Raw genomic sequence first — 13,900 nt, 5'->3', positions numbered from 1 at the left:
CGGAGGAAAAGTATGACCGCTGTGCCGCAACGCACGCTGATGGTGATGGCCGGTGGCACCGGGGGACACGTGTTCCCGGGGCTCGCGGTCGCTCATCTAATGCAGGCGTGGGGCTGGAAGGTCGTATGGCTCGGCAATCCCGCGGGCATGGAAGCGACGCTGGTGCCGAAGCACGGCATCCCGATGGAATACGTGCGCTTTGGCGGCCTGCGCGGCAAAGGCCTGAAGACCAAGCTGATGCTGCCGCTGAATCTGCTGCGCGCATGCACGCAAAGCCTCAGCGTGCTGCGCCGCGTGAAGCCTGATGTGGTGCTCGGCATGGGCGGCTACATTACGTTTCCGGCCGGTTTGATGACCGCGTTGAGCGGCCGTCCGCTGGTGCTGCATGAACAGAATTCGATTGCCGGTCTCGCGAACAAGGTGCTCGCGAAAGTCGCTAAACGCGTGCTGGTTGCGTTCCCGAATGCACTGCCGCACGGCGAATGGACGGGAAATCCGATTCGTGCGGAACTTGCGGGCGCAATTGCACCCAAAGCACGCTACGCGCAGCGCAGCGGTCCGTTGAACGTGCTGGTGGTGGGCGGCAGTCTGGGCGCGGCGGCATTGAATGAAGTCGTGCCGCGCGCGGTGGCTTTGCTGGCGCCGAACGAACGGCCGCGCATCGTGCATCAGGCGGGCGCGAAGCACATTGAAGCGCTGCGCGAGAACTACGCGGCAGCCGGTTTGCTAGCAGGCGCTGACGTCGAACTCGTGCCGTTCATCGACGACATGACGAGCGCCTACGCGAACGCGGACCTGGTGATCTGCCGGTCCGGCGCGATGACGGTTTCCGAGATTTCGGCAGTAGGCGTGGCGGCGCTTTTCGTGCCGTTCCCGTATGCAGTAGACGATCATCAAACCACTAATGCAGCGTTCCTCGCCGACAACGGCGCGGCGCTGGTCGTGCAGCAACGCGACCTGTCGGCGGAAACCCTCGCCGACTGGTTGCGCAGCCAGACGCGAGCAACCCTCGCGGAGATGGCGGAGCGTTCGCGCTCGCTCGCGAAACCCGACGCCACGGAGCAGGTCGCGCAGATTTGCGCGACCGTGGCGGGTTCGATTTCGGGCGCGAGCCCAGAAGGAAAGCAATGAAACACATCGTCAAACACATTCACTTTGTCGGCATCGGCGGGGTCGGCATGAGCGGCATCGCAGAGGTGCTGGTCAACCTCGGCTATCAGGTGAGCGGCTCGGATCTGACGAGCAACGCGATTACCGATCGCCTCGCCGCACTCGGCGCGCGGATCGCGATCGGTCACGCGGCGGGGAACATCGAAGGCGCGAACGCGGTGGTCGTCTCTACCGCCGTGCGTAGCGACAATCCGGAAGTGCTGGCCGCGCGTCATCGCCGCATTCCGATCGTGCCGCGCGCGGTGATGCTCGCGGAACTGATGCGCCTGAAGCAGGGCATCGCGATTGCCGGCACGCATGGCAAGACCACGACTACCTCGCTGGTGGCGAGCGTGCTCGCGGCCGGTGGACTCGACCCGACCTTCGTGATCGGCGGCCGGCTGATCAGCGCGGGCGCGAATGCGCGGCTCGGTACGGGCGACTTCATCGTCGCGGAAGCCGACGAGTCGGATGCGTCGTTCCTGAATCTGTTCCCGGTGATCGAAGTCATCACGAACATCGACGCCGATCACATGGACACCTACGGCCACGACTTCGCGCGGCTCAAGCAGGCGTTCATCGAATTTACGCACCGTCTGCCGTTCTACGGTATCGCGGTGCTGTGCGTCGACGATCCGAACGTGAAGGAGATCCTGCCGTTCGTGTCGAAGCCGATCATCCGCTACGGCTTCGCGCCGGATGCGCAAGTGCGCGCGGTGAACGTACAGGCGCGTGACGGCAAGATGCATTTCACGGCGATGCGCGAAGACGCGGCGCCGCTCGACATCGTGCTGAACCTGCCCGGCGAGCACAACGTGCAGAACGCTTTGGCAGCCATTGCCATTGCGACTGAACTTGAAGTGAAAGATGCCGATATCCAGCGAGCGCTGGCGGATTTCAACGGCGTGGGCCGACGCTTCCAGCGTTACGGCGAGGTGCCGGTGTCTAGCGAAGGCAAGACGAACGGCGCGTACACACTGGTCGACGACTACGGTCATCACCCGGTCGAAATGGCGGCCACGGTGGCGGCGGCGCGCGGCGCATTTCCGGGCCGGCGTCTGGTGCTGGCCTTCCAGCCGCACCGCTTCACACGTACGCGTGACTGCTTCGAAGATTTTGTGAAAGTGCTGTCGACCGTCGACGCGCTTGTGCTGACCGAAGTCTATTCAGCTGGCGAGTCGCCGATCGTCGCCGCGGACGGCCGTGCTCTCGCGCGTGCGCTGCGGGTGGCGGGCAAGGTCGAACCGGTGTTTGTCGATACGGTGGATGAAGTGCCGGACGCGCTCTCGGCGATAGTGCGCGACGGCGATGTGGTGATCACGATGGGCGCAGGTTCGATCGGCGGTGTGCCGGCTCGCCTCGCGCAGGAAACAAAGGTGTGAGTGAGATGAGCAGTATCGACCCCAAACAATTCGGCAAGGTGGCAGTGCTGCTCGGCGGCAACTCCGCCGAGCGCGAGGTGTCGCTCAATTCCGGGCGTCTCGTGCTGCAAGGTCTGCGCGACGCCGGCATCGACGCGCATCCGTTCGATCCGGCCGAGCGTCCGCTCGCCGCATTGAAGGAAGAGGGTTTCGTGCGCGCGTTCAATGCGCTGCATGGCGGCTATGGCGAGAACGGCCAGATCCAGGGCGCGCTCGACTTTTACGGCATCCGCTACACGGGCAGCGGCGTGCTCGGCTCGGCGCTCGGTCTGGACAAGTTCCGCACCAAGCTCGTGTGGCAGCAACTCGGCGTTCCGACGCCGCCGTTCGAAACGGTGCTGCGTGGCGACGACTACGAAGCGCGCGCCAAAGACATCGTCGCGAAGCTCGGTTTGCCGCTCTTCGTGAAGCCGGCGAGCGAAGGGTCGAGCGTCGCGGTGATCAAGGTGAAGAGCGCCGACGCACTGCCCGCCGCGCTGATCGAGGCGGTCAAGTTCGACAGGATCGTGGTGGTCGAAAAGAGCATTGAAGGCGGCGGCGAATACACCGCATGCATCGCCGGCAATCTCGATCTGCCGGTGATCCGCATCGTGCCGGCCGGCGAGTTTTACGACTATCACGCGAAGTACATTGCGAACGATACCCAGTATCTGATCCCGTGCGGTCTGGCGGCGGACGAGGAAGCGCGTCTGAAAGTGCTGGCGCGCCGTGCCTTCGACGTGCTCGGTTGCACCGACTGGGGTCGCGCGGATTTCATGCTCGACGCCGATGGCAACCCGTATTTCCTCGAAGTGAACACAGCGCCTGGCATGACCGATCACTCGCTGCCGCCGAAAGCGGCGCGCGCGGTGGGCATCAGCTATCAGGAACTCGTTGTCGCCGTGCTGGCGCTGACGCTTAAGGACTAACCGGGGCGACCCGAAAGCAACACCATGTGGAACAACGTTCGCCAGCTCAATTTCGCCGCCAACGCATTGCATGTGTTGCTGGTGCTCGTGCTGCTGGCGGCAGGCGGTTACTGGCTGATCCAGCGCCCGAATTTCGCGCTGCGCGAAATCCAGATCGACGGCGACACCGAGCACATCAATTCGCCGACGGTGCGCGCGGGTGTAGTAGGCCGGTTGAAGGGCAACTTTTTTACGGTGGATCTCGACCTGGCGCGTCAGGCGTTCGAGCAGATGCCGTGGGTGCGTCATGCGAGCGTGCGGCGTGTCTGGCCGAACGCGCTGGCTGTCACGCTCGAAGAGTACAAACCGCTGGGGACGTGGGGCAGCGATCAGTTGGTGAGCGTCGACGGCGAGTTGTTTACCGCGAATCAGGGCGAGCTCGAGGAGGATCTGCCCGCGTTCGACGGTCCGGACGGCACGGCAAAAGAGGTGGTCGCGCGTTATCACGACTTCCAGAAATGGTTTGCGCCGTTGGGCGCGACGCCTGAAGAAGTGACGCTGTCGCCGCGCTACGCGTGGACGGTGAAGCTCTCGAACGGCACGCAGGTGGAACTTGGGCGCGAGCGCAATCAGGACACGCTGCTCGATCGGAGCCGCCGCCTGAGCGCGGCGTGGAGCGCGGTGACGCAACGTTGGGGAAAGGATATCGAGTATGCGGACTTGCGCTATCCGAACGGTTTCGCGATTCGCGCGGCAGGGATGCGCTTTATCACCGAACCCGACAAGGGCAAGAAGTAAACGGACATCACACGCAATGAGCACGCTATGAGTAAAGACTATAAAGATCTGCTGGTCGCCCTCGACATCGGGACGTCGAAGGTCGTGGCCATCGTCGCCGAGTTGAAGGGCGAAGGTCACTACGAGGTGATCGGCCTCGGCCAGAGCGAATCGAAGGGGCTCAAGAAAGGCGTGGTGGTGAACATCGAAGCCACTGTGCAGTCCATTCAGCGCGCGCTCGAAGAAGCCGAGCTGATGGCCGACTGCAAGATCACGAACGTATTTACCGGGATTGCCGGCAGCCATATCCGCAGCTTCAATTCCAGCGGCATGGTGGCGATCAAGGAGAAGGAAGTCACGCAGACGGACGTGGCGCGCGTGATCGAAACGGCGAAGGCGATCAACATCCCGACCGATCAGCAGGTGCTGCATATCCTGACGCAGGAATTCATCATCGACGGGCAGGAGGATGTGCGCGAGCCGATCGGCATGAGCGGCATTCGCCTCGAAGTGAAGGTGCATATCGTCACCGGCGCGGTGAGCGCGGCGCAGAACATCGTGAAGTGCGTGCGCCGCTGCGGGCTCGAAGTGAACGATCTGATTCTGCAACCGCTTGCGTCGTCGCTCGCGGTGCTGACGGAAGACGAAAAAGAACTCGGCGTGGTGCTGGTCGATATCGGCGGTGGCACGACGGACATCGCGATTTTCAGCGAAGGCGCGATTCGTCATACGGCGGTGATTCCGATCGCCGGCGATCAGATCACCAGCGACATCGCGATGGCACTGCGCACGCCGACGCCGGACGCGGAAGACATCAAGGTGGATTACGGCATCGCCAAGCAGGCGCTCGCCGATCCGGACGAAATGATCGAAGTGCCGGGTCTCGGCGAACGCGGTCCACGCACGCTGTCGCGCCAGGCGCTGGCGGCGGTGGTCGAGCCGCGCGTCGAAGAACTGTTTTCGCTCGTGCAGCAGGTGGTGCGCGAGTCGGGTTACGAGGAACTGCTCAGCTCCGGCGTGGTGCTGACCGGCGGCGCGTCGATGATGCTCGGCATGGTCGAACTGGGTGAGGACATTTTCCTGAAGCCGGTGCGAATCGGCGTGCCGGAATACGCGGGCGGTCTCGCCGATGTAGTGCGCAATCCGCGCTACTCGACGGCGATGGGCCTGCTCGTCGAAGGACGCTCGCAACGCATGCGCGGCCGCAAGGTCGCCGTGCAGTCGGGCTCCATGGGACAGGTCTTCACCCGCATGAAGGACTGGTTCCTCGGCAACTTCTAACGCATTCGCTGTATCGCTGCACAGAACAGGTTTCGAACGGGTTGTAGGAATACGCGCTGGTGCCGGCGGCCGGCGCGCGACAGGAGGTTGCCCGATCTCCCGCCGAATAACGGCCGAGTGGCTGTAATTTTTTATCTTGACGGAGGCATCATGGATTTCCAAATGCTGGAAACCGAAACGAACGGCACCATCATCAAGGTGATCGGAGTAGGTGGCGCTGGCGGCAATGCCGTTCAGCACATGATCAACAAAGGCGTGCAAGGCGTCGACTTCATCGTGATGAACACGGACGCGCAGGCGCTGTCGCGTTCGCGCGCCTCCGCGGTGATCCAGCTCGGCAACACGGGTCTGGGCGCCGGCGCGAAGCCGGAAATGGGCCGCGCCGCGGCGGAAGAAGCCCGTGAGCGCATCGCCGACGCACTGCGCGGCGCGCACATGGTCTTCATCACGGCCGGCATGGGCGGCGGCACGGGCACGGGCGCAGCACCCGTGGTCGCGCAGATCGCCAAGGAAATGGGGATTCTGACCGTTGGCGTCGTCAGCAAGCCGTTCGAATTCGAAGGCGGCAAGCGCATGCGCGTCGCGGAAGCCGGTTCGCAGCAACTGGAGGATCACGTCGACTCGCTGATCGTCGTCCTGAACGACAAGCTGTTCGAGGTGATGGGCGATGACGCCGAGATGGACAAGTGCTTCCAGTGCGCAGACGACGTTCTGAACAACGCAGTTGCCGGCATCGCGGAAATCATCAACGTCGACGGTCTGGTGAACGTCGACTTCGAAGACGTGAAGACGGTGATGGGCGAGCAGGGCAAGGCGATGATGGGCACGGCGACGGTTGCCGGTGTCGATCGCGCGCGTCTGGCCGCCGAGCAGGCTGTCGCCAGCCCGCTGCTGGAAGGTGTGGACCTGTCGGGTGCGCGTGGCGTGCTGGTCAACATCACGTCGAGCCGTTCGCTGCGTCTGTCGGAAACGCGCGAAGTGATGAACACCATCAAGAGCTATGCTGCGGAAGATGCCACCGTGATTTTCGGCGCGGTGTACGACGATGCAATGGGCGACGCGCTGCGCGTGACGGTCGTGGCAACGGGTCTGGGCCGTGCGGCGAAGAAGCAGCAATCGGCACCGATGACGCTGCTGCGCACCGGCACCGACAACCAGCCGATCAACGCACACGCTACTTATGCACCGCAAACGTCGCACGCCAGCACCGCCGACTACGGTGCGCTGGATACGCCGGCAGTGTGGCGCACGTCGCGCGATACGGCCGCTTCGCACGTACAGGCGCTGCAGGAAAAGGGCGTCGATACGTACGACATTCCGGCATTCCTGCGCAAGCAGGCGGACTGAGCGCACGGGCAGGCTTTCGTTGCCGCGCCGATTCAGGCGCTGGCGGACGAATGCACGAGCGTGGCGGGTGAACGGCGAACAAGTCGCGTATCTTTAAGGATTCGCGACAAGGACGACTGCCCTCTTCGGATTCGCGAAGCGGAGTGGGCGACTGTCGCCGGACGGCGGAGCGTGTAGTGGGGTTCACGCCGGATTTTTCACTGCGACACGACGACGTGCGAGCGTGCTTCGCATCGATGCAAAGGACTGAGCATGATTCAGGCAGGTGACAAGCTGCCCGACGCAACGCTCTTCGAGTTGATCGAAGACGAGCGGCCGGGCTGCACGATCGGGCCTAACAGCTTCGACGTGCGCGAGCAGACGGCGGGCAAGCGCGTGGTGATCTTCGGATTGCCGGGCGCGTTCACGCCGACCTGTTCAGCCAAACATGTACCGGGTTATGTCGAGCATGCCGAGCAGTTGCGCGCTCTCGGCATCGACGAAATCTGGTGCGTGTCCGTCAACGACGCGTTCGTAATGGGCGCGTGGGGACGCGATCAGCACGCCTCGGGCAAGGTGCGCATGATGGCGGACGGTAGTGCGGCTTTCACGCGGGCGCTCGGTCTCGAGCAGGATTTGTCGGCGCGCGGCATGGGAATCCGTTCCCAGCGCTACGCGATGGTGGTCGACGACGGCGTGGTCAAGACGTTGAACGTCGAGGCTGCCGGCAAATTCGAAGTCAGCGATGCAGGGAGTATTCTCGCCACGTTGAGCTAAGCACGTTGGCGTCGCGGCCTTCACCTTGGGCATACGCTTTGCGCGTTGTGCCAGGGCAACGGTCGATAAGACGCTTTTGTGACAGGCCGTTACGCGGGCCGATGACCGGAAACGCCTCCGTTCCGGGACATCGGCCCGTCACGCTTCCCCTGATGGGCGCCCAAGGGTAATGCAGCGAAACAGATTGATACGTTCCGCGCAAAGACGCTCTTTAGGGTATTGGAGTATACTTCGCGCTATGGAATAAAAAGTCCCGATTGGGATTTTCAATCGAATAGAAGATCACCATGTTGAAGCAGCGCACTATCAAACAAATCGTCAAGACAGTCGGCATTGGCCTGCACTCGGGCCGTAAAGTCGAACTGACGCTTCGTCCGGCCGGGCCGGATACGGGCATTGTGTTTTCGCGCGTGGATCTGGCCACGCCGGTAGACATTCCCGCGTCGGCGATGGCGATTGGCGATACGCGTCTGGCTTCTGTCTTGCAGAAAGACGGCGCGCGCGTTTCGACCATCGAGCATCTGATGTCCGCCTGCGCCGGTCTTGGCATCGACAACCTGTATGTCGACGTCACCGCCGAAGAAATTCCCATCATGGACGGCAGTGCCGGTTCGTTCGTGTTTCTGATTCAATCGGCAGGTATTGAAGAGCAGAACGCGGCGAAGAAATTCATCAAGGTCACCAAGCCGGTGGAAATCCGCGACGGCGATAAGTTCGCGCGTCTCGATCCGTATTTCGGTTTCAAGCTCAAATTCACGATCGATTTCCGTCACCCGGCTGTGGATAAAACCGGCCAGGCGCTGGAAGTGGATTTTGCCAATACATCGTACGTGCGCGAAATCGCGCGTGCCCGTACCTTCGGTTTTGCGCATGAAGTGGAAATGATGCGCGAACTGGGTCTCGCACGCGGCGGCAGCATGGACAACGCGATCGTGCTCGACGAGTACCGCATTCTGAACAACGACGGCCTGCGCTACGACGACGAGTTCGTGAAGCACAAGATGCTCGACGCGATCGGCGATCTGTATGTGGTCGGCCATCCGTTGCTGGCGTCGTACACCGCGTACAAGTCGGGTCACGGCCTGAACAACGCGTTGCTGCGCGAACTGTTGGCGCACGAAGATTCGTACGAAATCGTCACCTTCGACGACACGCAGAAAGCACCGCGGGGCTTTGCCTACGAAACCCAGACGGCTTTCGCCTGACGCCTTCTGGCGAAATTTCCGAAACAAGCGCATGAAAAGCAAGCGGCCCAGTCGGGCCGCTTTTTTTCTGCCTAGCGATTTCTCCGATGCCGGGCCGCCATTTTCGCCAGGGCTTCCTGTAATGGCGACGGCGCCAGTGATTCGCTCAGCGCGTGGAGCGCGTCGGCGCCGGCCGGCGTCATGCGGGCCTGCTTGACCGGCGGCGGTTCCTTGACGGGTTGCGGCCGCACCCGAATCCGCAGTGCATTGACGGGCCAGCCGCGCTGCTGCAGATCTGACAGCAGCCGTGGCTCCAGATGCCGAAGCCGTGCCGCCAGCGCGTTATGGCCGGCAAACAGGGCGAGCACGCCTTCCTTGATAAAGCTGGGCTCGACGCTCGTTGCCAGGTAGTCGGGCAGCAGCGCACGCAGGTCCTTCTCCAGCGCCGCAATCTGCTCGACGCCCGCGCGCAGGGCCGCGAACGCATCCGTGCGGTTGAGCACTTCGGCGACCGGCTGCGGGCGGCGCGCCTTGAACTGCTTGGGCGGCGGCCTTGAAAAGGAAGGAAAACGGTTCATTTTCGGTAGGTAGCGGCGTGTTCGCACCCTATGCGCGTTCACGCCGCGATTGTACCGCGCGGGATGCACGCGGACCCGCCTCATGCGCACTCTCCGGGCGCGCTGCCGCGGGCTTCGGATGCCCTGCCGCCGTCTCATTGCTGACACAGGCGTGGGCGGGGGCGCGTGCTAAAATGCGCGATTCGAATTCACTCTTGGACTAAGCCGCCGAGGCCCTTCTGACCCCCGGAGCGCACGTGCACGAACTGCACGGCGCGACCCAGCCGAAGCCGCGACGCAGACACCGATCCGATGACCACCGGTTTTCTACAGAAGATTTTTGGCAGCCGCAACCAGCGGCTAGTCAAGCAATATCAAAAGACCGTCGCGGCGATCAATGCGCTCGAACCGCAGATCGAGCAATTGACGGACGATCAACTGCGCGCCAAAACGGGTGAATTCCGCCAGCGCGTCGCGAGCGGCGAGTCGCTCGACAAGCTCCTGCCCGAAGCCTTCGCGGTGTGCCGCGAGGCCAGCAAGCGGGTGCTGAAAATGCGCCACTTCGACGTGCAGCTGATCGGCGGCATGGTTCTGCACTACGGCAAGATCGGCGAAATGCGCACTGGCGAGGGCAAGACGCTCGTCGCCACGCTGCCGGTGTACCTGAACGCGCTGTCGGGCCGCGGCGTGCACGTCGTCACGGTCAACGACTACCTGGCCCAGCGCGACGCCGAATGGATGGCGCGCCTGTACAACTTCCTCGGTCTGTCGGTCGGCATCAATCTGTCGCAGATGGATCATGCCGCGAAGCAGGAAGCCTACGCGGCGGACATCACCTACGGCACGAACAACGAATTCGGCTTCGACTACCTGCGCGACAACATGGTCTACGAGACCGACGCGCGCGTGCAGCGAGCCCTGAATTTCGCGGTGGTCGACGAGGTCGACTCGATCCTGATCGACGAAGCCCGTACGCCGCTGATCATCTCCGGCCAGGCCGAAGATCACACCGAACTCTACGTGCGCATGAACGCGCTGCCGCCGCTGCTGGAGCGCCAGATCGGCGAAGAGAAAGCGGACGGCACCGGCGTCGAAAAGCCGGGCGACTACACGCTGGACGAAAAGGGCCGCCAGGTGTTCCTGACGGAATCGGGCCACGAAAAGGCCGAGCGCCTGCTCTCCGAGTGGGGCCTGATCGGCGAGGGCGAAAGCCTGTACGCGCCGCAGAACATCACGCTGATGCACCACGTGTACGCCGCGCTGCGCGCGCACACGCTGTTCTTCAAGGACCAGCATTACGTCGTGCAGAACGGCGAGGTGGTGATCGTCGACGAATTTACCGGCCGCCTGATGTCTGGCCGCCGTTGGTCGGACGGCTTGCACCAGGCTGTCGAGGCGAAGGAACACGTCAAGATCCAGAGCGAGAACCAGACGCTCGCGTCGATCACGTTCCAGAACTACTTCCGCATGTACGCGAAGCTGTCCGGTATGACCGGCACGGCGGATACCGAAGCCTACGAATTCAACGAGATCTACGGGCTCGAAACGGTCGTGATCCCGACCAACCGTCCGCCCAAGCGGATCGACAAGCAGGATCAGATCTACAAGACCGCCAAGGAACGCTACGACGCGGTGATCCGCGACATTCGCGATTGCTACGAGCGCGGTCAGCCGGTGCTGGTCGGTACTACGTCGATCGAAAACTCCGAGTTGCTGTCGCATCTGCTGAAGCAAGCCGGCTTGCCGCACGAAGTGCTGAACGCCAAGCAGCACGCGCGTGAAGCCGAGATCGTCGCCGAAGCCGGCCGTCCCAAGCGCATCACGATCGCCACCAACATGGCCGGTCGCGGTACGGACATCGTGCTCGGCGGCAATGCGGAAAAGCAGGCGTCGTTTCTCGAACTGGACGAAACGCTGCCGGAAGACGAAAAGCGGCGCCGTATCCAGAAACTGCACGACGAATGGCAAGCGCTGCACGATCAGGTGAAGGCCGCGGGCGGTCTGCACATCATCGGCACCGAGCGTCACGAATCGCGCCGGATCGACAACCAGTTGCGTGGCCGTGCCGGCCGCCAGGGCGACCCGGGTTCGTCGCGCTTCTATCTGTCGCTGGAAGATCCGCTGCTGCGCATTTTCGCCGGCGACCGTGTGCGCGCGATCATGGACCGCCTGAAAATGCCGGAAGGCGAAGCGATCGAGGCCGGCATCGTCTCGCGCTCCATCGAATCGGCGCAGCGCAAAGTGGAAGCGCGCAACTTCGACGTTCGCAAGCAATTGCTCGAATACGACGACGTGTCGAACGATCAGCGCAAGGTGATCTACCAGCAGCGCAATGAATTGCTCGAAGCGAACGACATCACCGAAACCATCGGTGCGATGCGCCAGAGCGTGATCGCCGACATCGTCCACCAGTTCGTGCCGTCCGGTAGCATTGAAGAGCAGTGGGACGTGCCCGAGCTGGAGGAAGTGCTGCGCAACGAGTGGCAGCTCGACCTCGCGATCCAGGAAATGATCAACGAGTCGAACTCGATCAGCGCCGACGAGATTCTCGAAGCAGTTGAAGCCGCCGCAGACGAAGCGTACGAAGCGAAGGTCGAACTGGTCGGCCGCGAGTCGTTCAGCGCGTTCGAACGCTCGATCATGCTGCAAACGCTGGATCGCAGCTGGCGCGAACATCTGGCCGCGCTCGACCATCTGCGCCAGGGCATCCATCTGCGCGGCTATGCTCAGAAGAACCCGAAGCAGGAATACAAACGCGAGGCGTTCGAACTGTTCGCCGCGATGCTCGACGCCGTGAAGCTCGAAGTCACCCGCGTGGTGATGAACGTGCAGATCCAGTCGCCGGAGCAGTTGGAGCAGGCCGCGGAACAGCTCGAAGAGCAGGGCGGCCACCTCGAAAACGTCGAATTCCGCCACGCCGAATTCGCCGAAGCCGCAGCGGCGGCGCCGGTCGCCGCAGAGGCGGCAACGGCTGCCATGATCGGCGACGCCATGAGCCACGGCTCGTCGCAGGCGGCCGCAGCGAGCATGAGCGCGGACAACGTGCCGAAAGTCGGCCGTAACGACCCATGCCCGTGCGGCAGCGGCAAGAAGTACAAGCAGTGCCACGGCAAGATCGTGTAATGCCGAAGGCGGCGCGATGCAAGGCGCGCCGCGTCGTTTTACGTTGTACCTTATCTTGATTTCGCGGTGGTCCGGCAGCACGCCCGGGCCATCAGTTTCCGTTTCCCTGAATGCCGGCGCCTGCCGGCATTTTCTTCGACAGGTCGCGACCATGGCTGTCAATTTCCCCTCGATCGATCCCGCTCAACTCCATCCCGTCGCCGGCGTTTCGCTCGGCTGGGCAGAGGCGAATATCCGCAAGCCGAACCGCAAGGACGTGCTCGTCATTTCCGTGGGCGAAGGCGCTACGGTCGGCGGCGTGTTCACGCAGAACCGTTTTTGCGCGGCGCCTGTCACCGTGTGCCGCGAGAATCTGGAACGCGTGCGCGCGGGAGGCAAGCCGATCCGCGCGCTGGTGATCAACACCGGCAACGCGAATGCAGGCACGGGCGAGCCGGGCCTCGTGGCGGCGCGCGAAACCTGCGCCGAACTCGCGCGTCTGGCGGACATCACGCCGGAACAGGTGCTGCCGTTTTCGACGGGTGTGATTCTGGAGCCGCTGCCGGTGGATCGTCTGAAGGCGGGGCTGCCGGCTGCACTCGCAAATCGCAAGGAAGCGAACTGGTACGACGCCGCGCAGGCGATCATGACCACGGACACGCTGCCCAAGGCTACGTCGCGCCAGGTCACGATCGACGGCCACACGGTCACGCTGACCGGCATCAGCAAGGGCGCCGGCATGATCAGGCCGAACATGGCGACCATGCTCGGCTTTCTCGCGTTCGACGCCGCCGTCGCCCAGCCGGTGCTCGACGCGCTGGTCAAGCACGTGGCCGACCGCTCGTTCAACTGCATTACGATCGATGGCGATACGTCGACCAACGATTCGTTCATCCTGATCGCATCGGGCAAATCGAGCCTGCCGGCGATCACGTCCACCGACTCGCCCGCTTATGCAGCGCTGCGCGACGCGGTGACCGAGGTCGCCCAGACCCTCGCACAGTTGATCGTGCGCGACGGCGAAGGCGCGACCAAATTCATGACCGTGCATGTCGAAGGCGGGTCGAGCGTCGGCGAATGCCGCCAGATCGCCTATGCGATCGGCCACTCGCCGCTCGTGAAGACGGCCTTCTATGCATCGGACCCGAATCTCGGCCGCATTCTGGCGGCCATCGGCTATGCCGGCGTGGACGATCTCGACGTCGGCAAGATCGATCTGTATCTCGACGACGTGCTGGTTGCGACTGCCGGCGGCCGCAATCCGGCCTACCGTGAAGAAGACGGCCAGCGCGTCATGAAAAAGAGCGAGATCGGCATTCGTGTCGTGCTCGGCCGCGGCGATGCGCAAGCCACGATCTGGACTTGCGACCTGTCGCACGACTACGTGAGCATCAACGCCGACTATCGTTCGTAACCAGGTTCCTCATCAGGGTTTTAAC

Annotated in this window: 11 protein-coding genes; 10 read left to right on the top strand and 1 reads right to left on the bottom strand. The window is 63.1% G+C overall.

All coding sequences use genetic code 11. The features are described from left to right. Positions 1-12 precede the first annotated feature (12 nt). From murG to lpxC, 8 genes are all read left to right on the top strand, one after another. Entirely contained in the window at positions 13-1,131 is a 1,119-nt protein-coding gene (gene murG / locus NE850_RS28325) for an undecaprenyldiphospho-muramoylpentapeptide beta-N-acetylglucosaminyltransferase (protein WP_310699698.1), read from the top strand. Next, positions 1,128-2,531: a UDP-N-acetylmuramate--L-alanine ligase gene (gene murC, locus NE850_RS28320; protein WP_007180308.1), complete on the top strand. Its 1,404-nt coding sequence runs from the start codon at positions 1,128-1,130 to the stop codon at positions 2,529-2,531. Before murG ends, murC begins: the two co-directional genes overlap by 4 nt. Before the next feature lie 5 nt (positions 2,532-2,536). Next, complete coding sequence (locus NE850_RS28315; protein ID WP_007180309.1) at positions 2,537-3,478, top strand: D-alanine--D-alanine ligase; 942 nt, start codon at positions 2,537-2,539, stop codon at positions 3,476-3,478. 24 nt (positions 3,479-3,502) lie between these two features. Continuing rightward, the gene (locus NE850_RS28310; protein WP_007180310.1) at positions 3,503-4,255 is read left to right on the top strand and encodes a cell division protein FtsQ/DivIB; all 753 of its coding nucleotides are present in this window, start codon (positions 3,503-3,505) and stop codon (positions 4,253-4,255) included. A gap of 27 nt (positions 4,256-4,282) precedes the next feature. Continuing rightward, entirely contained in the window at positions 4,283-5,515 is a 1,233-nt protein-coding gene (gene ftsA / locus NE850_RS28305; protein ID WP_007180311.1) for a cell division protein FtsA, read from the top strand. A gap of 150 nt (positions 5,516-5,665) precedes the next feature. Further along, on the top strand, positions 5,666-6,862 hold the full coding sequence (gene ftsZ / locus NE850_RS28300; RefSeq protein WP_007180312.1) for a cell division protein FtsZ: 1,197 nt from the start codon (positions 5,666-5,668) through the stop codon (positions 6,860-6,862). 252 nt (positions 6,863-7,114) lie between these two features. After that, complete coding sequence (locus NE850_RS28295; protein ID WP_007180313.1) at positions 7,115-7,618, top strand: peroxiredoxin; 504 nt, start codon at positions 7,115-7,117, stop codon at positions 7,616-7,618. Positions 7,619-7,905: 287 nt separating this feature from the next. Then, positions 7,906-8,823 carry a UDP-3-O-acyl-N-acetylglucosamine deacetylase gene (gene lpxC, locus NE850_RS28290; RefSeq protein ID WP_007180314.1) on the top strand — a complete coding sequence of 306 codons (918 nt, stop codon included), beginning with the start codon at positions 7,906-7,908 and terminating at the stop codon, positions 8,821-8,823. Between the two features lie 71 nt (positions 8,824-8,894). On the opposite strand, the gene NE850_RS28285 is transcribed toward lpxC, so the two are convergent. After that, the gene (locus tag NE850_RS28285; protein ID WP_310699697.1) at positions 8,895-9,380 is read right to left on the bottom strand and encodes a DciA family protein; all 486 of its coding nucleotides are present in this window, start codon (positions 9,378-9,380) and stop codon (positions 8,895-8,897) included. 291 nt (positions 9,381-9,671) lie between these two features. Here NE850_RS28285 and secA point away from each other — a divergent pair, with 291 nt between their 5' ends. Together secA and argJ are read left to right on the top strand one after the other, a co-directional pair. Continuing rightward, on the top strand, positions 9,672-12,482 hold the full coding sequence (gene secA / locus NE850_RS28280) for a preprotein translocase subunit SecA (RefSeq protein ID WP_310699696.1): 2,811 nt from the start codon (positions 9,672-9,674) through the stop codon (positions 12,480-12,482). Between the two features lie 151 nt (positions 12,483-12,633). Continuing rightward, positions 12,634-13,875 carry a bifunctional glutamate N-acetyltransferase/amino-acid acetyltransferase ArgJ gene (gene argJ, locus NE850_RS28275; RefSeq protein ID WP_007180318.1) on the top strand — a complete coding sequence of 414 codons (1,242 nt, stop codon included), beginning with the start codon at positions 12,634-12,636 and terminating at the stop codon, positions 13,873-13,875. Positions 13,876-13,900 lie beyond the last annotated feature (25 nt).

It is taken from the genome of Paraburkholderia sp. USG1, assembly GCF_031570135.1.
In the GTDB taxonomy this organism is placed as follows: Bacteria; Pseudomonadota; Gammaproteobacteria; order Burkholderiales; family Burkholderiaceae; genus Paraburkholderia; species Paraburkholderia dioscoreae.
Note: the sequence above shows the minus strand (reverse complement) of the source record. Positions and strands in the feature narration are given on the sequence as shown.

Excerpts from the sequence above, each read along its gene's own strand:
- NE850_RS28315 (WP_007180309.1), top strand. The coding sequence starts at position 2,537 with ATGAGCAGTATCGACCCCAAACAATTCGGCAAGGTGGCAGTGCTGCTC.
- murG (WP_310699698.1), top strand. The coding sequence starts at position 13 with ATGACCGCTGTGCCGCAACGCACGCTGATGGTGATGGCCGGTGGCACC.
- ftsA (WP_007180311.1), top strand. The coding sequence starts at position 4,283 with ATGAGTAAAGACTATAAAGATCTGCTGGTCGCCCTCGACATCGGGACG.
- lpxC (WP_007180314.1), top strand. The coding sequence starts at position 7,906 with ATGTTGAAGCAGCGCACTATCAAACAAATCGTCAAGACAGTCGGCATT.
- NE850_RS28310 (WP_007180310.1), top strand. The coding sequence starts at position 3,503 with ATGTGGAACAACGTTCGCCAGCTCAATTTCGCCGCCAACGCATTGCAT.
- secA (WP_310699696.1), top strand. The coding sequence starts at position 9,672 with ATGACCACCGGTTTTCTACAGAAGATTTTTGGCAGCCGCAACCAGCGG.
- NE850_RS28295 (WP_007180313.1), top strand. The coding sequence starts at position 7,115 with ATGATTCAGGCAGGTGACAAGCTGCCCGACGCAACGCTCTTCGAGTTG.
- NE850_RS28285 (WP_310699697.1), bottom strand. The coding sequence starts at position 9,380 with ATGAACCGTTTTCCTTCCTTTTCAAGGCCGCCGCCCAAGCAGTTCAAG.
- ftsZ (WP_007180312.1), top strand. The coding sequence starts at position 5,666 with ATGGATTTCCAAATGCTGGAAACCGAAACGAACGGCACCATCATCAAG.
- murC (WP_007180308.1), top strand. The coding sequence starts at position 1,128 with ATGAAACACATCGTCAAACACATTCACTTTGTCGGCATCGGCGGGGTC.
- argJ (WP_007180318.1), top strand. The coding sequence starts at position 12,634 with ATGGCTGTCAATTTCCCCTCGATCGATCCCGCTCAACTCCATCCCGTC.